This window comes from Priestia sp. 53B2 (assembly GCF_056099005.1).
On the sequence record NZ_JBLZXA010000009.1, the window covers coordinates 46975 to 69296 of the forward strand.

General features: G+C 37.8%; 27 protein-coding genes and 1 riboswitch. Of the genes, 4 read left to right on the top strand and 23 right to left on the bottom strand.

What is annotated here, in order from left to right; translation table 11 throughout:
* Window positions 1-103: 103 nt before the first annotated feature.
* Together ACN6NE_RS09435 and yutH are read right to left on the bottom strand one after the other, a co-directional pair.
* Window positions 104-1093 carry a 2-hydroxyacid dehydrogenase gene (locus ACN6NE_RS09435; protein ID WP_474325253.1) on the bottom strand — a complete coding sequence of 330 codons (990 nt, stop codon included), beginning with the start codon at window positions 1091-1093 and terminating at the stop codon, window positions 104-106.
* 117 nt (window positions 1094-1210) lie between these two features.
* Window positions 1211-2212 (bottom strand): spore coat putative kinase YutH, encoded by a 1002-nt coding sequence (yutH, locus tag ACN6NE_RS09440; RefSeq protein ID WP_013059630.1) that lies wholly within the window; start codon window positions 2210-2212, stop codon window positions 1211-1213.
* A 176-nt stretch (window positions 2213-2388) separates the two neighbouring features.
* Between yutH and ACN6NE_RS09445 the strand changes: the two genes are divergently transcribed.
* The gene (locus ACN6NE_RS09445) at window positions 2389-2889 is read left to right on the top strand and encodes a phosphatidylglycerophosphatase A family protein (RefSeq protein ID WP_013059631.1); all 501 of its coding nucleotides are present in this window, start codon (window positions 2389-2391) and stop codon (window positions 2887-2889) included.
* A gap of 36 nt (window positions 2890-2925) precedes the next feature.
* On the opposite strand, the gene ACN6NE_RS09450 is transcribed toward ACN6NE_RS09445, so the two are convergent.
* Both ACN6NE_RS09450 and ACN6NE_RS09455 read right to left on the bottom strand, forming a co-directional pair.
* Entirely contained in the window at window positions 2926-3696 is a 771-nt protein-coding gene (locus ACN6NE_RS09450; protein WP_013059632.1) for a TIGR01457 family HAD-type hydrolase, read from the bottom strand.
* 74 nt (window positions 3697-3770) lie between these two features.
* Window positions 3771-4208 (bottom strand): DUF86 domain-containing protein, encoded by a 438-nt coding sequence (locus ACN6NE_RS09455; protein WP_129705258.1) that lies wholly within the window; start codon window positions 4206-4208, stop codon window positions 3771-3773.
* 162 nt (window positions 4209-4370) lie between these two features.
* Between ACN6NE_RS09455 and ACN6NE_RS09460 the strand changes: the two genes are divergently transcribed.
* Window positions 4371-4637, top strand: a complete 267-nt coding sequence (locus ACN6NE_RS09460; protein ID WP_013059634.1) for a DUF3055 domain-containing protein — start codon at window positions 4371-4373, stop codon at window positions 4635-4637.
* A gap of 47 nt (window positions 4638-4684) precedes the next feature.
* Here the strand turns inward: ACN6NE_RS09460 and ACN6NE_RS09465 are convergent, their stop codons facing one another.
* On the bottom strand, window positions 4685-4960 hold the full coding sequence (locus tag ACN6NE_RS09465) for a YutD family protein (RefSeq protein WP_013059635.1): 276 nt from the start codon (window positions 4958-4960) through the stop codon (window positions 4685-4687).
* A 196-nt stretch (window positions 4961-5156) separates the two neighbouring features.
* Here ACN6NE_RS09465 and ACN6NE_RS09470 point away from each other — a divergent pair, with 196 nt between their 5' ends.
* Window positions 5157-5798, top strand: coding sequence for a YhcN/YlaJ family sporulation lipoprotein (locus ACN6NE_RS09470; protein WP_057244874.1), 642 nt, complete (start codon window positions 5157-5159; stop codon window positions 5796-5798).
* 120 nt (window positions 5799-5918) lie between these two features.
* Here ACN6NE_RS09470 and lipA read toward each other — a convergent pair whose 3' ends face one another.
* Window positions 5919-6818 (bottom strand): lipoyl synthase, encoded by a 900-nt coding sequence (gene lipA / locus ACN6NE_RS09475; RefSeq protein WP_013059637.1) that lies wholly within the window; start codon window positions 6816-6818, stop codon window positions 5919-5921.
* Between the two features lie 316 nt (window positions 6819-7134).
* Between lipA and ACN6NE_RS09480 the strand changes: the two genes are divergently transcribed.
* Complete coding sequence (locus ACN6NE_RS09480) at window positions 7135-8136, top strand: M23 family metallopeptidase (protein WP_129705260.1); 1002 nt, start codon at window positions 7135-7137, stop codon at window positions 8134-8136.
* 30 nt (window positions 8137-8166) lie between these two features.
* Here the strand turns inward: ACN6NE_RS09480 and ACN6NE_RS09485 are convergent, their stop codons facing one another.
* The 17 genes from ACN6NE_RS09485 to ACN6NE_RS09565 all read right to left on the bottom strand — a co-directional run bounded on the left by ACN6NE_RS09485 (window position 8167) and on the right by ACN6NE_RS09565 (window position 22256).
* The gene (locus tag ACN6NE_RS09485) at window positions 8167-8283 is read right to left on the bottom strand and encodes a methionine/alanine import family NSS transporter small subunit (protein WP_129705262.1); all 117 of its coding nucleotides are present in this window, start codon (window positions 8281-8283) and stop codon (window positions 8167-8169) included.
* A complete protein-coding gene (locus ACN6NE_RS09490; RefSeq protein ID WP_474325258.1) occupies window positions 8283-9797 on the bottom strand; it encodes a sodium-dependent transporter in 1515 nt (504 codons plus the stop codon). The genes ACN6NE_RS09485 and ACN6NE_RS09490 overlap by 1 nt, the downstream gene beginning before the upstream one ends.
* Before the next feature lie 248 nt (window positions 9798-10045).
* A complete protein-coding gene (yunB, locus tag ACN6NE_RS09495) occupies window positions 10046-10798 on the bottom strand; it encodes a sporulation protein YunB (RefSeq protein WP_013059640.1) in 753 nt (250 codons plus the stop codon).
* 89 nt (window positions 10799-10887) lie between these two features.
* The gene (locus ACN6NE_RS09500) at window positions 10888-11190 is read right to left on the bottom strand and encodes a YunC family protein (RefSeq protein ID WP_129705264.1); all 303 of its coding nucleotides are present in this window, start codon (window positions 11188-11190) and stop codon (window positions 10888-10890) included.
* Between the two features lie 132 nt (window positions 11191-11322).
* A complete protein-coding gene (locus ACN6NE_RS09505; protein ID WP_474325260.1) occupies window positions 11323-12177 on the bottom strand; it encodes a DUF72 domain-containing protein in 855 nt (284 codons plus the stop codon).
* 102 nt (window positions 12178-12279) lie between these two features.
* Window positions 12280-13677 carry a Fe-S cluster assembly protein SufB gene (gene sufB / locus ACN6NE_RS09510; protein WP_013059643.1) on the bottom strand — a complete coding sequence of 466 codons (1398 nt, stop codon included), beginning with the start codon at window positions 13675-13677 and terminating at the stop codon, window positions 12280-12282.
* Between the two features lie 45 nt (window positions 13678-13722).
* On the bottom strand, window positions 13723-14157 hold the full coding sequence (gene sufU, locus ACN6NE_RS09515) for a Fe-S cluster assembly sulfur transfer protein SufU (RefSeq protein WP_013085338.1): 435 nt from the start codon (window positions 14155-14157) through the stop codon (window positions 13723-13725).
* Window positions 14147-15367 carry a cysteine desulfurase gene (locus ACN6NE_RS09520; RefSeq protein WP_013059645.1) on the bottom strand — a complete coding sequence of 407 codons (1221 nt, stop codon included), beginning with the start codon at window positions 15365-15367 and terminating at the stop codon, window positions 14147-14149. Before ACN6NE_RS09520 ends, sufU begins: the two co-directional genes overlap by 11 nt.
* Complete coding sequence (gene sufD / locus ACN6NE_RS09525) at window positions 15367-16674, bottom strand: Fe-S cluster assembly protein SufD (RefSeq protein ID WP_474325261.1); 1308 nt, start codon at window positions 16672-16674, stop codon at window positions 15367-15369. Before sufD ends, ACN6NE_RS09520 begins: the two co-directional genes overlap by 1 nt.
* Window positions 16675-16691: 17 nt before the next feature.
* On the bottom strand, window positions 16692-17477 hold the full coding sequence (gene sufC / locus ACN6NE_RS09530) for a Fe-S cluster assembly ATPase SufC (RefSeq protein ID WP_013059647.1): 786 nt from the start codon (window positions 17475-17477) through the stop codon (window positions 16692-16694).
* 239 nt (window positions 17478-17716) lie between these two features.
* Entirely contained in the window at window positions 17717-18082 is a 366-nt protein-coding gene (locus ACN6NE_RS09535; RefSeq protein WP_013059648.1) for a carboxymuconolactone decarboxylase family protein, read from the bottom strand.
* 122 nt (window positions 18083-18204) lie between these two features.
* Window positions 18205-19041 carry a MetQ/NlpA family ABC transporter substrate-binding protein gene (locus ACN6NE_RS09540; RefSeq protein ID WP_129705269.1) on the bottom strand — a complete coding sequence of 279 codons (837 nt, stop codon included), beginning with the start codon at window positions 19039-19041 and terminating at the stop codon, window positions 18205-18207.
* A 17-nt stretch (window positions 19042-19058) separates the two neighbouring features.
* Window positions 19059-19727 (bottom strand): methionine ABC transporter permease, encoded by a 669-nt coding sequence (locus tag ACN6NE_RS09545; RefSeq protein WP_129705271.1) that lies wholly within the window; start codon window positions 19725-19727, stop codon window positions 19059-19061.
* Window positions 19720-20745 carry a methionine ABC transporter ATP-binding protein gene (locus tag ACN6NE_RS09550; RefSeq protein WP_129705273.1) on the bottom strand — a complete coding sequence of 342 codons (1026 nt, stop codon included), beginning with the start codon at window positions 20743-20745 and terminating at the stop codon, window positions 19720-19722. The genes ACN6NE_RS09545 and ACN6NE_RS09550 overlap by 8 nt, the downstream gene beginning before the upstream one ends.
* Window positions 20746-20876: 131 nt before the next feature.
* Window positions 20877-20984: riboswitch (SAM riboswitch) on the bottom strand.
* Window positions 20985-21164: 180 nt separating this feature from the next.
* Window positions 21165-21464, bottom strand: coding sequence for a thioredoxin family protein (locus ACN6NE_RS09555; RefSeq protein ID WP_013059652.1), 300 nt, complete (start codon window positions 21462-21464; stop codon window positions 21165-21167).
* 14 nt (window positions 21465-21478) lie between these two features.
* On the bottom strand, window positions 21479-21829 hold the full coding sequence (locus tag ACN6NE_RS09560) for a toprim domain-containing protein (RefSeq protein WP_025752660.1): 351 nt from the start codon (window positions 21827-21829) through the stop codon (window positions 21479-21481).
* A 181-nt stretch (window positions 21830-22010) separates the two neighbouring features.
* A complete protein-coding gene (locus tag ACN6NE_RS09565) occupies window positions 22011-22256 on the bottom strand; it encodes a YusG family protein (protein WP_013059654.1) in 246 nt (81 codons plus the stop codon).
* Window positions 22257-22322 lie beyond the last annotated feature (66 nt).

The window sequence follows — 22322 nt, forward strand, 5'->3', positions numbered from 1 at the left end:
AATGTAAATTTTTAAAATATTTCATTTTATTATCATAACATGGCTCCCACTGTTTTTTAATAAAAAAAAGACAATTTCACCGAAATGAAATTGCCTTTTTCTGTTATGATTTTTTCGCAAACGCTTCTTTATTTACAATTGTAATAGGAGACTCGTTTGTAAGTACTGCTTTAATGTTTTTAACACATAAAGAAATCATTTCCGTGCGCGTTTCGATACTCGCACTGCCGATATGAGGAAGAGCTACAACATTAGGCAATTGAAGAAGAGAGTGAGAAGCAGAAATAGGCTCTTGATCGAATACATCCAAGCCAGCTCCAGCAATTTCACCGGATTGAACCGCATGTAACAATGCTTGCTCATCAACCACTGCTCCTCTTGAAGCATTAATAAAAATCGCAGTTGTTTTCATCTGTTCAAATGCTGAAGCATTAAATAAATGTTTGGTTTCGTCCGTTAACGGTGTCAAACAAACAACAAAATCAGATCGTTCAAGCAGCTCATTTAACTCACAGTAAACTACATCGAGCTTTTTTTCTGCTTGAAGGTTGCGGCTTCGATTGTGGTACAGAATTTCCATATCAAAACCTGTAGCACGTTTCGCAAGCGTCTCTCCAATTTTCCCCATTCCAACAATACCTAATGTTTTATGATGAACATCTCTACCCGCTAACAAAAATGGACTCCAGCTTTTCCACTGATTTTCTTTCACATATCCAGCAGCTTCTACTAAACGTCTAGCTACACTCATTAATAAACCAAACGTTAAATCTGCTGTTGTATCAGATAAAACATCGGGGGTATTAGAAACGATAATTCCTCGTTCAGTTGCCGCTTCTATGTCAATATTATCGAATCCGACCGCCAAGTTAGCTACAAGCTTTAAATGAGGAGCTTGCGTAAGCAATTCACTGTCAATACGATCTGAAAGCATTGTTAATAGAGCATGTGCGTGCTTAGCTTTTTCACAAAGCAGCTCATGAGGGACTGCCTCATCTTCTTTATCCCACATTTCCACATTCGCTACTGCCTTTAAAGGTTCGATTAATTCATTCGGTATTTTTCTCGTAATAAATACAAACGGCTTGTCCATATGTACGCCACCTCTTTATCCTTTTTAAACTGCATGCATAAAAACAAAATAGAAAAACAGGTTTGGATTATCCAACACCTATTTTTCTATTTTATCATATTCTATAGTAATCGCTTTTTAATGAATCCATGTTAATTCAGGAATGTGATAACGAGACGTTGAAATACCCACCGACTGGTAAAAGCGCTTCAGAAAAGCTTCGTAGTGAGAAGAATGAGCTAATACTCCTTCCAGCTTCTCATAATACTTTTGTTTTTGCCTCTCATCTTGTACACTGTAATACCCTTCAATGACTTCAAAATAATGAACGGGAAAAAGAAGTCTAGCATATAACAGTCTCCATGAAAAAGAAGAAAGCGGATTTACCTTTTCGTATTCACTTAAAAACTGATGCATGTGCCTTTCATCGACAGCGTATGTTAATAAATATTGTTCCCTTATATATTCAGCTATATCTCTGCTCGGATGATCGAAGACCCAATCTGCTGGGAGCTTGTAAACGTAGTCTTCCCCCCATGTTTTTTGCCCGAACCGATGATGACAAATCGTCGCAGCGTCAACTGAACGAGGCAAATCGTCAATTTCCGTGTCTACTAGGTATTGAATAGCATTTTCCGTTAATCCTAGGTAATAAGGAAAAGTTTCTAAAAAACGTTTTTCCATCTCTTGATTAGGCAAAGCACGTAATCTGCCATACCAAAATTGCTCCATCTGGTCGAGACGCTTCTCCCACATGGACTTCCATTGCCCTAGCCGGTTTGCTTTTTCCACTTCATAAGGAAACAGTCTCCCTTTTTGATGAAAAACAGCTAGCTCGTGCCCAGGTGAAAAGTTGGGGTTTTTCTCTTCCGCAAGACAGCGGCAAATGATAAATTTTTCAGTTTCAGTTTCTGTAATCATTTCACCATTCAAATTAGGCATAAATGTTGCCACATGGCGATCACCTTGGCCCATCAGAAATTGACTCATTTGATATAGTTCATTTAACTCGTCTTGTTCCATTTGCTTTACATTAATGATTGTATATAAAATATCTCGATACTGAAAACCTTCAAATTTACCTACGGGCATAAATTCATTTGGACGTAATCCGTAATGCTCATAAATGGTTTGTATCATTTTAATCCCTCTCTTCATTCATTCAAGAAATTATATGATGGAAAACAACATTACTTGTCATAATATTTACGGAGGAATGAATAGATTAGAAATACACCATTTATAGTTATTTACTCCGGGTTAGTAGTATGAAACAACTTTAGACTTAAAAATATATAGAAAACAGGTGATGATACTTGGAGAAAAAACATACACAAAGTGAGTTAGAAAAAAAAGCAAGAGAATGGTTAATAGAACGCGGCGTGGCTCTTACAGACATTGCTGAACTGGTCTATTACTTGCAAAAAAAGTATCACCCAAACTTAACAATTGAAGACTGTTTATATAACGTTGAGCGCGTCATTTCTAAACGAGAAGTTCAAAATGCTATTTTAACGGGTATTCAATTAGATGTCCTCACGGAAAAAAAAGTTATTGAGCCGCCTCTGTTGGATATTCTTGAGAAAGACGAAGGTTTATACGGTATTGACGAGATTTTAGCATTATCGATTGTAAATGTGTACGGATCAATCGGCTTTACCAATTACGGGTATATTGATAAACAAAAGCCGGGTATTCTAGAACGATTAAACGATAAATCGACGGGAGAGTGCCACACTTTCTTAGATGATTTAGTAGGCGCAATTGCCGCCGCTGCTTCTAGCCGGTTAGCGCACCGGGCTGCCAGCCAAGAATAGGTTTAAAAACAAAAAAAGCTGTCAATTGACAGCTTTTTAAATTCGCTCCATCCACTCTTTTAGTGAATCTACCGTATAAGTTGGCTTTTTCTCATACCCTTCTAGTAACTCTCTTGTTGTTACCCCTGTATGGACTAGTAATGTATCTAAGCCTGCATTCATCCCTGCTAAAATATCTGTATCATAGTAATCACCAATCATGATTGTTTCTTCTTTTGGCGTACCGATGACTTCAAGGGCTTGCTCCATAATAATACTTTCTGGTTTGCCAATAAATACTGGATTTGTTTGAGTAGAAACCGTAATAACGGACGTGATAGATCCATTACCAGGCAGTAAGCCTCTTTCAGTAGGAATCGCAATATCTCCGTTCGTTGAAACAAAAAAGGCGCCGTTTCGAACGTTTAAACATGCTTTTGCTAATTTTTCATATGTAATTTCCTGATCCAAACCAACAACTACGAAATCCGTATCTTCCTCTTCAATGGTAAATCCTTTTTCAAGCAACGCATGTCGGATTCCTTCTCCACCAATTACATAAGCTGAAGCGTTTGCTTTGCGTTCGTGTAAATAATTAGCTGTTGCCTGGCTCGTTGTAAAAACTTGCTCTTCTGTTGCAGGAATGCCAAATGCCTCTAGCTTTTCAGCTACTTTATCGGGCGTTTTTGTTGAGTTGTTTGTTACAAATAAATAAGGAATTCCTTTTTCCTTTAATTTAATAACAAAATCACGCGCCTCGGCAATTAGCTCTGTTCCTTTGTACATTGTTCCGTCTAAATCAATCAAATATCCTTTATATTCCTTCATGTTGTGTGATCTCCTTTCAAGTCTCATACTTGAAATCATAGCTTATTTTTTATACAACTACAACTTGCTTGCCTTTAGTTACGAAAAGCAGACACAGGTCCTAACTCTGTCTCTAGATATGTCCTTACGCGCTCTGAAAATGCTGCCAGTACGTCTTTATGCTGCATCACTTTTTGATAAACATCCTGATGTTTAACATCCACATATTCTTGAACAAGGCTTTTACGCAATTGAACGATCTCTTTTAATGGCGTTTCTTCCTCTTTTTTAACCACTTTCTCATCAACTAAAATGTCAATGATATCATCGTAACTGCCTGGATCTCTCATAATAAACCCATCAATCATTGCATTTCCTACATCTAAAACGTTTTCAATTAAAAGGTGTACAATTCTCTCTAATGCCTTTTTCTCTATTTCTGTGTTCCAGCTCGAATGCTCAGCAAACAAACGAACATGTTCATCAAAAAAAACAAGCGTGGCTTCTATTTTTTCACGATCTACAAAGTACATATTATTTCCTCCCTAGTTGTCAGCTCTCTATAAATCTTTTTTCATAAACAAACGGGGTTCCTGTTCTATTTTATCATGACCCATTATCCATTTGATAAATTCATTTTTGTTTTTGACCTTATTTGATATGATACAAATACAACCTATGAAAGGAGTATACCTATGAGCGAACGCTTTTATCTATATGACGATGTTGTATCTACAAAGACCCGGTTTGTCAGCTTTATGGGCGAAAATCAACGATTTGATTTAGCTATTATCCAAACCGACCGTTATTATGGCAAACAAGTTGTTCTTGATATTCAAGGAGGACGCTTTGCCATCATTGGACAAGATGACCTTGAAGAACCAAACTATCTTGAAGAAGTATTTAAATTAAACAGTGAAGACGGTCAGGAACTTCGCGAATTTTTATATGAAATCATCTAAAAAAAAGGCAGCGTGAAGGACAATTAGTGTCTTCGGCTTGCCTTTTTTTACTTATGGACTTTTTTTAAGACAAAATACGCACAGCCAAAATTACAATATTCATGTAAATAGTCTTGAAGCGTACTAATCTTCGTATCATATGTTGCCTTTTGATTTCGGTCATCAAAAAAGCCTCGCAGTCGAAGCTGATTGTATCCCCAATCTCCCACAATATAGTCATAGCGGCTCAGCACGTCAATAAAGCGACCTCTAAACGCCTCTTCATTAAATGCCTCGCGCTCATCTTTTAATACTTCATAACAAATATTATTGATACAGACCATTGCTCACACCTCTTCTCTTAAAATTTACCATACCATAATTATGATGATGAAACCATCAATTAACATGAAATTTTTCACGTATAAGCAGCACTCTAATCCTGTAGGAGTTTTATCGGTATACCTACTGGTCTTTTATGCTCCACATGAAGGTTCGCCGGTTTACCTGGCGTACGATATTTAACTACAGGAGGTGGAAATGGTGAAGAAATCTATTCTTGGAATCGCTTTGATAACAAGTATTTTAACCATTGGCTGTCAAAATAAAAACACAGCTGAAAATGAAAATTTATCACCAAACAACCCAGATGCCATTAATGTAAACGAGCCTAATCATTATTATAATCCAAATAATAATAGCGGCACAAATTATGGATATGTCCGATACACTAAAAACACAAATGAACAAAGTTCCAATATGAACCAAGTAGGAACATTTAATCGAGAAGAAGCAGCCGACAATATTAGTAAACTGAGCACCGCTATACCAAATATTAAGCAAGCCGCTACGCTAGTAACCGATAAAGATGTGCTTGTTGCTTATAAAACAGATGCTAAAAACCGGAATAACGCAGCCGATCAGGTAAAACGTACAGCTATGTCTGTAGTTCCTCGTTATTATCATGTATACGTCTCAGATAATCCGAAACAGATGGACCAAATCGAAAATATCAGTGAAATGAATACGCAAACGAATGATGCTAGAAAACGAATCGATGGAGTTATTCAACAAATGCTAAAATCTCCCCAAGGGCGTAAAATGAACGGCGGAGAAGATGCAAATGGAAGAGAGAAAAACGAATTGAATGAACCGATGACGGACAAAGATATGGTGGAATAAACGAAACAGATAAAATCTACGTTCACCGTAATAAAAAAAACGAACCACTAATCAAACAGTTTGAATAGTGGTTCGTTTTTCACTTCGGCTAAACTACTTTTGTTCCAGCCTCTTTTTACCTTATTTGCTTTCTTGCGCTTTGTTTTTTGCAGCAGCGTTAACTTGCTCATCTGCATGGTAAGAAGAACGTACAAGAGGACCTGCTTCAACATGGCTGAATCCTTTTGATAATGCAATTTCTTTTAGCTCTTCAAATTCATTTGGATGGTAATATTTTTGAACTTTTATGTGCTTTTTAGTTGGCTGTAGATATTGGCCTAGCGTCATAATATCTACATTATTCGCACGCAAATCATCCATCGTTTCAATAATTTCTTCTTTTGTTTCTCCTAGACCAAGCATGATACTTGATTTCGTAGGGATATCCGGCTGCATTTCTTTTGCACGGCGAAGGAACTCAAGAGAACGCTCATATTTAGCACGAGCACGAACACGAGGCGTAAGGCTGCGTACTGTTTCAATATTATGATTTAAAATATCAGGACGTGCGTCCATTACAATACGTAAGTTCTCTTCCACACCGCCCATATCAGAAGGTAATACTTCAATGGTTGTGAATGGATTTTTACGACGAATCGCACGAATTGTTTCAGCTAATACGCTTGCTCCTCCGTCTTTTAAATCATCGCGAGCTACTACTGTAATAACCGCATGTTTTAAGTTCATTAGCTGAACAGAATCCGCTACGCGTTCTGGCTCTTCTAAATCTAATTCTGTTGGTAAACCTGTCTTAACCGCGCAAAAACGACAGGCACGTGTACATACTTCTCCTAAAATCATAAAAGTTGCCGTACGACGAACAGCCCAACACTCATGAATATTCGGACATCTTGCTTCTTCACAAACTGTATGAAGGTTTTTCTCACGCATCATTTTCTTTAAGCCTGTGTAATTTTCGTTTGTGTTTAGCTTAATCTTCAGCCACTCGGGTTTGCGGACATGCTCTTCTTTTGTTGCCATATTATCAACTCCACCAATCTAGAAAATGTCTATAACCTATATGCTTAATTTTAACTACATATTAAAAACATAACTATATGTCACTTTATCATAAAAAAGTGAGATTCGACAAGTTGTCTGCTCTTTATTTTCCTCAGTTTTCTTCTATTTCCCCTTCAAATGTGTGCGTTTTCATCCTCCGTATAATTTCCATTTATCTTCTGAATAAAATTCTTTAAAAAAGTTTTGAAGCGATTTCCATTAATTAATATTTATGAAATCTTTTTTCTCGCTGCAAACTAGTGTTACACACTATTTTTAGAAAGGGGGAAACACGATGCGCAAAACGATTATCTTACTTTTTATGTTCATGTCTATATTCACAGGATGGCACCACGTAACAGCTGAATCATCAGCAGATCAAGAAAAAATACTTATTCAAAAGAGATTAGAGCTGTATAAACAAATGGAAGCCGCTACTACAATTCCTTGGTATTACTTTGCTGGGATTGACCAGTATGAACGAAATATTCGACGCTCTCATAAAGATATTCCAAGAGAAAAAGGCGCGATCGCCATTTATTATCCTCCAGAAAAATGGTCAGGTTCTTTAAATCCGAATTTGGAAGATACAAACCCACTTACTATTTCTCTGCTCGGAGGAATAGGAAAAGATGGGAACGGAGACAAAAAAGCAGACCAGTTTAATGATGAAGATATGCTTTTTACAATGGCAAATTATATTCGGACGTTCGGGGTGTCCGAAGACTATATTAAAATTGCGCTTTGGAACTATTATCACCGGGCTAAAGCAGTTGATATTATTTTAGGGAATGCCAAAATTTTTCGCCATTACGGTCGGATTGATTTAAAAGGTTCTTCATTTCCGGTTCCTCTCCGTGCGAACTACAGTTATCGCAGTACATGGGGAGATGCGCGCGGCTGGGGTGGCAAACGAATTCATGAAGGAACAGACATTTTTGCAGATTACGGAGTTCCAGTAAAATCCCCTTGCTATGGCATTATTGAGCTTAAAGGATGGAATAAATATGGAGGCTGGCGAATCGGTATTCGTGACCTTCATAATAACTATCACTATTTAGCTCATTTAAGCGGATTTGCAAAAAATTTAAAAGTAGGACAAATTGTAGAACCAGGAACACTCATTGGCGGAGTAGGAAGTTCCGGTTATGGACCTCCTGGAACTTCTGGGAAATTCCCTCCTCACTTGCACTATGGAATGTATAAAGATAACGGCAAAAATGAGTGGTCGTTTGACCCATATCCTCAGTTAAGAACGTGGGAACGAAATGATCGTTTAGAACTAAAGAAAAAATAAAAAAACAGGAAGCTGGTGCTTCCTGTTTTTTTATCCTGATTCTTTACTTTCTTTTGCTTTTTTCACAGCATGAGCAATACTCGCGGCCAAGCCGCCCCATATGATGACCATCCCTACAACCATCATTGTCATTGAACTTCCATCCATTATTTAGAAACCCCCTTCTCTTTAACTGACAAACGAAGCGTCCCATCTTTCCATCGTGCAAAAGAAAAAGCAATTCCCAAAATAACAGCCAGAGCTGCCACACCCCAACCAAAAGGACCTACAAAAGTCGTTGCATACTGTTCGTAATTTTCCGAAATATTTTTCCGGAAGTTATCAAACATCATGTATCCAAGTACAAGTGGTGTAACTACTCCTAAACATATTTTCCACCATGAACCGATTCGGATATCAGAAACTTCGTTTGCATGCTGCTGAAGGCTGCTCAACTTCTTAAATACCCAAGCAACTAATACAACTTCTACTAAGCCTGCTAGAGCAACTCCGAAGTTATTAATGAAATAGTCGACCACATCTAAGAAATAAAGTCCTCCTTGTGTTGCAAATAATAGCGAGCAAATTGAAGCGATTCCTCCACCTATTAATACAGATTTTGTACGTGAGATAGTAAATTTATCTTGAATGCCTGCTACGAAGGTTTCAATAATTGAAATAAGCGACGTTAATCCTGCTAATGTTAAGGAAGCAAAGAATAACATTCCAAACAGCTGTTTAAACGCTGGAAATTCATTAATAATTTGCGGGAAAACCACAAAGGCTAGTCCTACCCCTCCCTGAACTACTTTATCAATTGGGATACCTTGCTGAGTAGCCATAAAACCTAGTGCGCTAAACACACCGATTCCTGCTAGTAATTCAAACGCTGAATTACCAAATCCAGTAATAAACGCATTATTAGTTAAATCAGATTTCTTTGGAAGATAACTGGAATAAGTGATCATAATAGCAAAACCAACAGATAAACTAAAGAAAATTTGACCATATGCCGCGATCCAAACCTTTCCATCTCCAATTGCGCTCCAGTTTGGTTTAAAGAAAGCATGTAGACCTTCCATTGCTCCGTCTAACGTAACTGCTCGAATGACAATGATTAAAAATAGAATAATTAGTGTTGGTAGAAAGATTTTGTTTGCGGCTTCAATTCCTTTTTTGATTCCTTTTAATAAGACACCTAATGTCACAATCCATACAAGTACAAGCGGAATTAAAACGTGTAATACGAGGCTTCCTGTTTGTCCTGGTGCTTCAGCTAACTTTAAGTAATCTCCATATAAAAACGCTTCCGTATCGTTTCCCCAGCTTAACTTAAATGAAAAGATAAAATACGACATCGCCCACGCGATAATGACGGAATAGTAAACCGAAATAAAAAAGGAAATAGCTACTTGCCACCAACCTAGCCATTCAGCCTTGGGACTTAGTCTTGCTAATGATAAAGGAGAGGAACCTTTATATTTATGTCCAATAGCAAATTCCATGATTAAGATAGGAATCCCTGCCGTCAACAAAGCAAATAAATAGGGGAGAAAAAATGCCCCTCCTCCATTTTCATATGCAGTGGCTGGAAATCTCCATATATTCCCTAGTCCAATTGCTGAACCTGCTGCTGCTAAAATAAACCCTGCTCTTGATCCCCACTCCGGCCTATTTTCCACTGTAATTCCCCCTCTTGTTCTCTCCCTACTCTCTTTTTATCGTAGATCAACGAGAATTTTTATAATTTTTAGATTATTTTTTCTGTAACTTCCTATCTCAAATTATAGAAGGGAGAAGATAGTATGTCAAAATATTTTTTATAGAAAATTCAGACAAATTTCCCAATGAATAAAAGCAGATATGAAAGTATTTTTGAACTTCCGTACCTGCTTTTAAAATAACACTTTATCACGTTAATATAATATTGTTAATTTTTCTTCGGAAGTTCAATTGCCGGAGAAGACGAATTTCCACCGTTAAAATAATCAGGAACATTTCCAGGGATAACAGTCCCTCCTACAGGAATTGTAGCCGTAACGGTTGTTTTTCTCGTTGCAAACGGGATAATGATTTGCATGTTTACTTTTACTTTGATGGATACTTCAAGAAACGCATTATTTATTCCATACTCCTCGATTTTTCGCACTACGTCTGTTTGAACGTCACCAATAGCATGAAATTTAACCGGAATCAGCGGACCTAGATTTCCAAGCAGCGCATTATTAGTTGCTTGCCCAAGAGGAACTTGGTATACAATCCCTTGATTCCGCAGCTTTTCATTTTTTTCAATACGAATATCTGTTGGAAGTTCCAGTGCATCTAAATTCCCTTTCTCTGCCTCTTTTAAATTAGCTTGAACAAATGACGTAGTCTGAGCTCTAACCCGATTTACAAGCGCTGTGTCAATTTTCGCTACTTGACCGTTAGGTGTAGATTCAACTTTAATAACATCTACATCCAGTTGATCAAGTACCTGTTTATTCACCGCTTTATTAATAACTAAAGTTGCAATCTCTTTTGTTTGTGCTTCAGCATATTTCATTAACGTCGGTTCAATCCCTCTATTAATTAGCCATAATCCTACCCCTGTGGAAAGCATAAAAAAAAGAAAGGTGAGCAACAGAACGTAGCGAAAAGGAAGCGGGCCTTTTCTTGTTAATTTCCGACGAAGTTTAACCAAAAAAAATCCCTCCTTACAAGCTATATGTATGCATGTATAAGGAGGTTCACGCTTCTTTTAAAAAGTTTTATCTTAAATTTCCCACTATATTAAAGCATTTTCAATAAAGCATCTTTGCCAATTGTTCCTTTAAAAATTCCTCTTTTTTCAGCTTCAAGCGTTACAGATTCAAGCGGCGCTTCAAGAAGCTGTTCAATTGTACGTACACCTACAGCTCTTCCAGCTATTATTTGACGATCAGCTAATTTATCATTTAATAGACCTACGTCTAGTGCTCCGCACATAATGTACCCTTTATCTGATGAGATTGTTAACAGAGTTGTTTTTGGCAGCAATACGGTAACCGCATTAAATGTATGACCTTCAATTACGATAGGCTCTAAGGTAATCATAGTAGCTCACTCCTTTCTTAATCAATTTATGATTTTGAAAGAAAAAAAGTGAGGTTTTACATATACTTTTCTACCTATTTGACGTTTATATTCTTTCTTCCTTATTTATATAAACTTTTATAGGACTCAGTGCTAAAATTCATTAAAAAAATCTAATTGTTTAGGAGCTAAATTCTCATATTCAATATTTAATAAACTCATGAGCTGTTTGGCATTATGTACAGCATCTCCGCCGGAGTTATTATTAAATAACAGGTAAATGTCCTTCGTTTGTTTTTGCAGCTTTTCAAGACGTTCTTTCCACTCTAGGAGCTCTTTTTCATTGTAACGATACAAAAACCTTACTGCTCGCCAATTGCCTTCTGCGGGCTTGTTCCAGCCGTGTACGTTTCGTCCGTGAAAACGGATAAGTGTTTTCTGTTTATCTGTAGCATGAATCACAATAGGAATAGAGCCTTCTCCTGCCTGCGGTTCATCACAAATACCATGAATCCACTTCTCTTGTTCCATAAACGTCAGCGTTTTATCGTAGAAAAATGGCTTAAACCAAGATTGATTTCGAAACTCAAGAACTACTGGCAAATCTCCAAACTTCTCGCGGCTATATCTCAAATAGGCTACGTTTTCTTTTGTACAGTCAAACCAGGGCGGCATTTGAAATAAAATCATACCAAGCTTATTCGATGTTACGTAAGGCTTCACTGATTCTAAAAATGCATGAAACATTTCTTCTTTGCTATCAAACGGATTTCCTTCTCTCATATGCCCTGTCATACCTTGATAGGCTTTTACTACAAAACGAAAAGATTCCGGTGTATCATTCACCCACTTTTCTACATTTGATTTAGGTTGAATTGCATAAAAAGATGAGTCGACTTCAACAATTGGAAAATGGCCTGCATATACGGCAAGCTTGTCTCTTGATGAAACCCCCGCTTCATATAATGAATCATGATCTCCCCAGCCTGTAACTCCAATATAAATCATGCCACTCCTCCTCTATGTTCTTAGCTTCGCTTTTCTTTATTTTAATACAAACGATACAAAAAAACTCGTTTGCATAAACAGCAAACGAGTTTTGATCTATTATTAACCGATTGAACCTTCCATTTCAAATTTGATTAGACGGTTCATTTCTACTGCATATTCCATCGGAAGCTCTTTTGTAAATGGCTCAATAAAGCCCATTACAATCATTTCTGTTGCTTCTTCTTCAGAAATACCGCGGCTCATTAGATAGAATAATTGTTCTTCAGATACTTTCGATACCTTCGCTTCATGCTCAAGTGAGATGTTATCGTTTAAAATCTCATTGTACGGAATTGTATCAGAAGTTGATTGATTATCCATAATTAGCGTATCACACTCAATGTTCGCACGTGCACCCTCTGCTTTACGGCCGAAGTGTACGATACCACGGTATGTTACTTTACCGCCTTGTTTTGAAATTGATTTTGATACGATCGTTGAAGATGTGTTCGGTGCTAAGTGAATCATTTTTGCACCAGCATCTTGGTGCTGTCCTTTACCAGCAAGGGCAATAGATAATGTCATACCACGTGCACCTTCACCTTTTAAGATAACAGCTGGATATTTCATTGTTAACTTAGAACCGATGTTTCCATCAATCCATTCCATTGTTGCGTTTGCTTCACAAACCGCGCGTTTTGTTACAAGGTTGTATACGTTGTTCGCCCAGTTTTGAATTGTTGTATAGCGGCAATACGCATCTTTTTTAATGATGATTTCTACAACGGCACTGTGAAGAGAGTTTGTTGTATAAACAGGTGCTGTACAGCCCTCTACATAGTGGACGTGTGAGCCTTCATCAGCAATAATTAACGTACGCTCAAACTGTCCCATATTTTCAGAGTTAATACGGAAATAAGCTTGTAATGGTGTATCTACTTTTACGCCTTTTGGTACGTAAATAAATGATCCACCAGACCAAACCGCCGAGTTAAGAGCAGAGAATTTGTTATCCGTTGGCGGGATAACTTTTCCAAAATGCTCACGGAAAATATCTTCGTTTTCTTTTAGCGCCGTATCCGTATCTTTAAATACGATACCTTGGGCTTCAAGATCTTCTTTCATATTGTGATAAACAACTTCAGATTCGTACTGAGCTGATACACCCGCAAGATACTTTTGCTCTGCTTCAGGAATACCAAGTTTATCAAACGTTTGTTTAATTTCTTCAGGAACTTCATCCCAAGAGCGTTCAGACTTCTCAGATGGTTTTACGTAGTACGTAATTTCATCAAAGTCTAAGCTTGCCATGTCTCCGCCCCACTGTGGCATTGGCATGTTGTAGAAGTGCTCTAGAGATTTCAAACGGAAGTCAAGCATCCATTGTGGCTCCTCTTTCATACGAGAAATTTCTTCTACGATTTCTTTCGTTAAACCGCGTTTAGAGCGGAAAATTGATACGTCTTTATCGGAAAATCCATATTTATAATCGCCGATTTCTGGCATTTTTTTAGCCATCTTTTATTACCCCCTACTTGATAGGATTGGGAATGAATGAAGGTCTTATTTTTGTTCGTTAAGACCTTTTTCCATCGCTTTCCACGCTAGTGTTGCACATTTAATACGCGCAGGAAATTTTGCTACACCTTGAAGTGCTTCAATATCTCCTAAATCTATACTATCATCATACTCTTTACCTTGCATCATGTCAGAGAAGATATGGGCCATTTTAAACGCTTTGTCTACTTCTTGACCTTTAATTGCTTGTGTCATCATTGAAGCTGATGACATTGAAATTGAACATCCTTCACCTTCGAACTTTGCATCCACCACTTTGCCGTCCTCTACTTTTAAAGAAAGTTCAATGCGGTCTCCACACGTCGGGTTATTCATATGAATGTTCACAGTATCTTCATTCAACGTTCCACGATTACGCGGATTTTTATAATGGTCCATAATTACTTGACGATAGAGAGTATCTAAATTATTAAAAGCCATTTGTAAAATACTCCTTCGTTTTTATTAATGATGATACCAATTTATCTACTTCTTCTTCCGTGTTATACAAATAGAAGCTTGCACGTGCAGTAGAAGATACGTTTAAATATTTCATCAGCGGCTGCGCACAGTGATGACCTGCACGAATCGCAATTCCATCAGCGTCTACTACTGTTGCAACGTCGTGCGGATGCACATCTTCAATATTAAACGTCACAACACCCGCTCGCTCTTTCGGTCCGTAAATCGTAATTCCATCTACTTGCGATAAGCGATCCAGTGCATACTGCGCTAACTTGTGCTCATGTGCTTGAATATTATCTAAACCAACTTCTTCTAAGAAATCAATCGCTGCACCTAAACCAATTGCACCTGCAATGATTGGCGTACCTCCTTCAAATTTCCAAGGAAGCTCTTTCCACGTTGATTCGTATAGGTTTACGAAGTCAATCATTTCGCCGCCAAACTCGATTGGTTCCATTTTTTCAAGAAGCTCTTTCTTTCCATAAAGAGCCCCGATTCCAGTCGGTCCGCCCATTTTATGTCCAGAGAAAGCAAAGAAATCACAGTCTAAATCTTGTACATCCACCTTCATGTGAGGCGTACTTTGCGCACCATCCACAACCATTACTGCACCGTTAGCATGTGCAATTTCTGCAATCTCTTTTACTGGGTTAATTGTGCCCAATACGTTAGATACTTGCATAATCGATACAATTTTGGTGTTGGATGTAATCGTGCTTTTTACCTCTTCTAGTGAAAGTGCATGATCTTCTGTTAATGAAATATATTTTAACGTTGCACCTGTTTCCTTGGCAACTTGCTGCCAAGGAATGATGTTGCTGTGATGCTCCATATAAGTAATCACAATTTCATCACCAGGTTTGAGATTAGCACGGCCATAGCTTGCAGCTACTGTATTAAGAGCTGTCGTTGTACCGCGCGTAAAGATAATCTCTTCCGTTGATTTTGCATTAATAAACTTACGAACCTTTTCACGAGCGCCTTCGTATCCGTCTGTTGCTCTTGTACCAAGCGTGTGAACACCTCGGTGTACGTTTGAGTTATATTCTTTATAATACTTCTCAATTGCTTCAATTACAGCAAGCGGCTTTTGTGAAGTTGCTGCACTGTCTAAATAAACGAGTGGGCTGCCATTTACCTCTTGGTCTAAAATAGGAAATTGTTTACGAATATCAGAGATATTCATTATCGAACTTTCCTTTCAATTAAATCTGTTAATTGCTTTTTAACCGTTTCGATTGGCAACTCGTTTACAACTGGTGCTAAGAACCCGTGGATAACTAGACGTTCTGCTTCTGTTTGCGGAATACCGCGGCTCATTAAGTAGTAAAGCTGAATTGGATCTACGCGTCCAACAGATGCAGCGTGTCCTGCTGTTACATCGTCTTCATCAATTAGAAGAATTGGATTTGCGTCTCCACGTGCTTTTTCACTTAACATTAACACACGAGATTCTTGCTCAGCGTTTGATTTAGACGCACCGTGTTCAATTTTACCGATACCGTTAAAGATTGAAGACGCGCTTTCTTTCATAACGCCGTGTTTTAAAATGTAGCCTTCAGAATGTTTTCCAAAATGTACGATACTTGTTGTTAAGTTTTGAGACTGCTCTCCACGTCCAACTGTTACCGTTTTTGTATCTCCATATGAACCGTCGCCCATTAGATACGTTGTATTTTCTGAAACAGTATTTCCTTCACTCATTAAGCCTAAAGCCCACTCAATGCGACCATCTTTGCCCGCTACGCCGCGGCGGTTCACATAAGTAGTTGTACCTTTAGCTAAGTAGTCAACAGCCCCAAATGTTACTTTTGCATTGCTGTTAGCAAATACTTCTGTCACGATATTGACAACACCGTTTGACTCTTCAGCAGTAGCAATGTAGTTTTCTACATATGTTACTGAGCTGTTGTCTTCAGCTACAACAATCACATGGTTGAATAAAGCAGCTTCTTCATCTTCACGGACAAATACAGCTTGAAGCGGCTCTTGTACTTCTACATTTTTAGGAACGTATACAAATACACCGCCGTTTAATAACGCTGCGTTTAATGCAGTTAAACGGTGCTCATCTACTTTAACTCCGTTTTTCATGAAGTACTTCTCAACAAGGTCGCTATGCTCTTTAGCAGCTGTTTGAATATCTGTGAAGATAACGCCTTGAGACTTTAGCTCTTCTGTTAATGTTGAATATGCAGCTGTTTGGTCACGCTGAACATATAAATTTTTAACAGCTTCTGTATCAATCAATGCTTTAACCACTTCTGGAAGCTCGTCTACAGATGAGATTGTGCTTGCCTGTGAAGTGTGCTTGTCAAATGCAGTAAAGTTCCATTTCGAAATGTTTGTTTTATCTGGCTTTGGAAGTGCAAGATCTTCTGCTTTCGCAAGAGCTTGTAAGCGAAGATCTAGCAGCCAACTTGGTTCATTAGCTTCTTTTGAAAAGCTGCTGATGTACTCTTGATCAAATGGTAATTTCGTATCAATAGTCATAGAGATCCTCCTAACTCTTAAGCTTCTTGCTCTACAGTTTCGTCTTCAATACCTAATTCTTGTTTGATCCAGTCATAACCTTCTGCCTCTAGACGCTGTGCTAATTCTGGTCCGCCTGATTTTACAACGCGACCTTGCATCATAACGTGAACTTTATCTGGTGTAATGTAGTTTAGTAAACGTTGGTAGTGAGTAATCATTAAGCAACCAAACTCGCTGCCGCGCAGTTCATTAATACCTTTTGATACAACTTTTAACGCATCGATATCTAAACCAGAGTCGATTTCATCTAAAATTGCAATTCCTGGTTGAAGCATCATTAATTGAAGAATTTCATTACGTTTCTTCTCACCGCCAGAGAAACCTTCGTTTAGGTAACGCTGAGCCATGTCTTGATCCATTTCTAAGAAATCCATGTTTTTGTCTAATTGACGGATGAATTTCATTAGTGAAATTTCTTCGCCTTCTTCACGACGAGCATTAATTGCTGAACGTAAGAAGTCAGCATTTGTTACCCCGCTGATTTCACTTGGATATTGCATAGCTAGGAATAGACCTGCACGAGCGCGTTCATCTACTTCCATCTCAAGTACATCTTCGCCGTCTAGCGTGATGCTTCCTTGTGTAACCTCGTATTTAGGATGTCCCATGATTGCTGAAGATAATGTTGATTTACCAGTACCGTTTGGTCCCATGATTGCATGGATTTCGCCGCCCTTAACTTCTAAATTAACACCTTTTAAAATTTCTTTACCTTCAATTGCAACATGAAGATCTTTAATTGTTAAAGTTGACCCTGCCATATTAAAACCTCCAGTTATAGACGTATATAGTAAAAAACGATATACCTATATCTTTTTAATTATTCTCATTTTATTCTCATTACAATCTTATAACAAATGAAAACTTATAGCAACCTTTTGACCCAAAAGGTTTTAAACCATTATGTACGTTTTTCAAGACTAAATCCACTCATAAAAAAGTTGCCTTAAAAGACTCTATAGAGCCTTCTAAGACAAGCTTTTTTACTCACTTTATTTACTTAGTGCGTGTGGCTAGTCAGTTCTGAAATACACTCTTGGACAAGCGTAACGGACTGACTCATCGCTGCGCCTCCGCCAAATGCTGCTGACACTCCGCATGCTTCTAAAATTTCTTGCTCAGTTGCACCTTGATCAATGCAGCCTTTTGTATGATAAATCATACAGTACTCGTCTTGAGCTACTACGCTGATTCCTAACGCGATTAGCTGCTTTTCTTTTTTAGAAAGAGAACCTTCTCCAAAACATGCTTCAGTAAACGCATTAAACGTTTTTGTTACTTCCGGCAATTTTTCGCTAAATTTCCCAACACCCATTTTATAATCATGAAGTGCTTGCTCAGTTGAATGACGTGCTTCTTGCTGCATAACGTCAGCTCCCATCATCAGTAAAGTTTTCACGGTTAGTATGCGTGAGAAAAATAAGAGTTATTCGTTTTCCCGCATACAAAAAAAGCACTTGCCCAGAGTGGGCAAGCGCTTTTCTTCTATTATTTACTTACCGGCAGTACTCCGCCTTTGTATTTTTCTTTAATGTAGTCTTGAATTTCTTTAGAGTGAAGAACTTTCACTAAAGCTTTCACTGTATCTTTATTTTCGTCGCCTTTGTGAACCGTAATGATGTTTGCATAAGGGTTATTTTCTTTGCTTTCCACTGCGATTGGATCTTTTACTGGATCTAAACCAGCATCGATAGCATAGTTAGCATTGATAACAACAGCGTCACCTTCATTATTTTTGTACATTTGAGGTAACAATCCGCCTTCAACATCGGCTTTAAATTTTAAATTCTTTGGGTTTTCTACGATATCTTTAATTTGTGCATCTGTTTTCTTTACGCCTGGTTTTAATTTGATTACGCCGGCTTTTTCAAAAATCGATAAAATACGTCCTTGCTCTGCTACTGCATCACGCATAATAACTGTGCCGTTTTTCGGAAGATCTTTTAAGCTTTTGTATTTTTTAGAGTAGATACCGATTGGTTCAATGTGAATGGCACCGGCACTTACAAAATCATACCCTTTTTCACCCTTGTGATCTTTTAGCACTGAATTCATATAAGGAACGTGCTGGAAGTAGTTTGCATCAATTTCATTGTTTGCAAGAGCTGTGTTCGGTAAGATATAATCTTGGAATTTTTTAATTTCCAAGTCGATTCCTTGTTTTTCTAAAATCGGTTTTGCTTGTTCTAAAATTTCAGCATGAGGCGTATTAGATGCACCCACAACAATTTTCTTTTCATCTTTTGATCCATTGTTAGATCCACATGCAGCTAATCCTACTACTAGCGCAGATGTTAGTGCTAAAGCCGAAAGCCATTTTTTCATAATAAATAATCCTCCCTTTATCTTTTATCAATTTTTGCAGTAATCGCATCTCCAATGAGTTGGATAATAAATACAATAATCAAAATTAAGATCGTAGCAGCTAGCGTTACATCATTATGACTGCGCTGGAATCCTTCTAAATATGCAAGATTCCCGAGACCTCCAGCTCCAATCACACCCGCCATTGCCGTATAGCCGACTAACGCAATCGTCGTTACCGTCAAACCAGAAATTAAAGCTGGCAGCGATTCAGGTAACAGCACTTTAAAGATAATAGTGCTTGTTGTTGCTCCCATTGATTTAGCAGCTTCAATAACACCTTTATCAATTTCGCGCAGACCAATTTCTACAAGACGCGCATAAAATGGTGCTGCTCCAACAATTAAAGCAGGTAACGCTGCATTAGCGCCTAAAATACTTCCTACCAATGCTTTGGTAAATGGAATCAGTAAAACAATTAAAATAATGAATGGAATGGAACGAAAGATATTTATAACTGCTGACACAATGGCATATAAAGGTTTGTTTTGCCAAAGCTGTCCTTTGGACGTTAAAAATAAAAGCAAGCCCAATAAAATACCTAGAACAAACGTGGCTATAACTGAAATAGCCGTCATATATAGTGTTTCATTTGTCGCTTGAATAAAATCATCTAAAATAACGTTTGGAAATAGTTTCTCAAGCATTTGTCATTACCTCCACTTCTACCTGCTGCTCATGAATGTATGCAATGACTTTTTCAACTTCTGTTAATTCTCCGTCTAAATGAACGAACAACGTTCCGTATGAACCTGTTTGTGTATGAGAAATCTTTCCTTGCAAAATATTAATCGTTACATCAAACTGTTTTAAAATCGTTGTAATGAGCGGTTGCTCTGCTTTTCCGCCAACAAACGTCAGCTGAATAATTTGCCCGCTTGGATATAACTCCTGTACTTGTTCAATTGTTTCAAACGTTTCTTCTGGTTCAGAAATCTGTTGAACGAATCGTTTTGTAATCGGCTGCTTAGGTTTTCTGAATACTTCTAGCACTTGTCCTTCTTCTACCACTGCCCCATTTTCCATAACGGCTACCCGATGACAAATTTTACGAATAACGTGCATTTCATGAGTAATCAATACAATGGTTAACCCTAGCTTCTCATTAATATCTACTAACAGATCTAAAATGGAATCTGTCGTTTGAGGATCAAGCGCTGATGTTGCTTCATCACACAGCAATACTTTTGGGTTATTGGCTAGCGCTCGAGCAATACCAACGCGCTGCTTTTGTCCACCGCTAAGCTGTGATGGATAAGCATTTTCACGCCCTTCAAGCCCGACTAGCTTGATAAGCTCGTCTACTCGTTTCATTCTTTTTTCTTTTGAGATCCCTGCTATTTCTAACGGAAATGCAATATTTTCTCGCACCGTACGCGACCACAAGATATTAAAGTGCTGAAACACCATACTAATTTCTTGTCTAGCTTTTCTGAGTTTTCCGCCTTTAATTTTTCCAATATCATTACCTGCTACTTCGACCTTTCCTGTCGTTGGTGTTTCTAACCCGTTTAGCAAGCGAATTAAAGAACTTTTCCCCGCTCCGCTATAACCAATAATTCCGTAAATTTCACCTTGGTTAACGGTTAGATTCACATTATCAACAGCTGTTACTTGACCGCTTTTAGCCTGATAAATTTTTGTAACGTCTGTTAATGTAATCATATTTCTTCACCTTCTTTAGTAAAAACTTAATTATGTTAGGTTGCCCTATAGGATGAAAAAGCCGTAAAACAATTTTCCCCATTAAAAAAGCCTCTCTGCGCATGACAGAAAGGCTCGATATTTAATCCTTTCTCTCATCTTTCAAAGCGCATAGCTTTGCAGGAATTGGCACCATTTCAGTTAGTCTGACGGTTGCCGGGTTTCACAGGGCTCAGTCCCTCCACCTCTCTTGATAAGAGTTCGCAACAATTATTTTGTTTTTGGGAAATATTCATTCATTTATGAACATTCATGAGTGTGATTTTAGCATGTGTCAGATAGGCTGTCAACAGATTTTACTCTTGGGATAATATCCCAAGATTTCAACAACCCCAACGGTTTGCTCTCTTTCAATTTCTTCATTTTAAACAAACGTTTGATTATCGAAGCTCTTCAAGTACGTGCTCGATGGAATGAAACGCATAGAGTTTTTTTACCATTTCGCCATTTTTCACTTCAATCAAACAAGGTACACTTTCAATTGAAAATACTTCTGCTTTTGAAGGCATATAATTTAAATTGCTCATTCCGATGGTCACACCGGGCAGCATCGCTTCTGCTACGGTTAACATTTTTTTTGCCAGCTGACATGTCCCGCAAAAAGGTGTATGGAAAAAGATAAACGCTCTTTGTCCTTCTTTCAACTGATCGTCAAGCTGTTTTTCGCTCCATTCTTGCATGTTGCTCATTCCTTTTATGTTAAAAATTCTGCATTAACATCGATATTGGCACTCAGTAATACTGTTGCTATGTGATGTCTAGGGGCGGCAGCAACCTCTCGGTACATTTTATCAATATATAGATGCTCTGCTTCCGGAAGCTCTCGTTTAAATTGTTTTCTTAGCTTATTCCCTGAATCATCAGAGTCAACGAGTATGTATACCTCTTTGTTAAACGTACAGTCAATAATTTCATCCAGCTTTGATAAACTAATCGTACCGTTTGTACAGATAATTTCAATTGGTTCTCGAATGATATCTTGAATACGTTTTTTATCTGATTTCCCTTCGACAATAATTACTTTTTCAATTTCAATTAGCCCCATTTTCATCACCCATAATCGTCAGTTGTATAGTAACATCATTTCTTTATGCTATACAATATTCGTTAATGTATCACAGTTCACCTGTTTTTTAAAAGAAATTTGCAAGAAAGAACTGTTTTTAAAGGCAGCTTAGGCCATATTTTTTCCATAAAACGAGAAAAACAGCGGCAGTTGCCACTGTTTAGCACCATCCTGCTTCTTCGTCGCAGTCTGTATATTTTTGCGTTTCACCTTGCTTTTGTACATCCGTATATTGGTAGAACTTATTATTTTCTTGCGAATACCCTTCTTCAAAGCGATATTCATTGCCGCTTGTTCCGTAACTAACTTCACCAATTGGCTGCTTATCAACATATAATTTCATACCGCCGTCATGAAATTTAGCTGTAACGCGATCTGTAACGTCCATTTTTTGTTTTTCAAACATAAAAAGACACTCCTTTAGCTTGTTTACTAATAGAGTGTCCAGTCAAAAACTTTTCATAAAGACAAT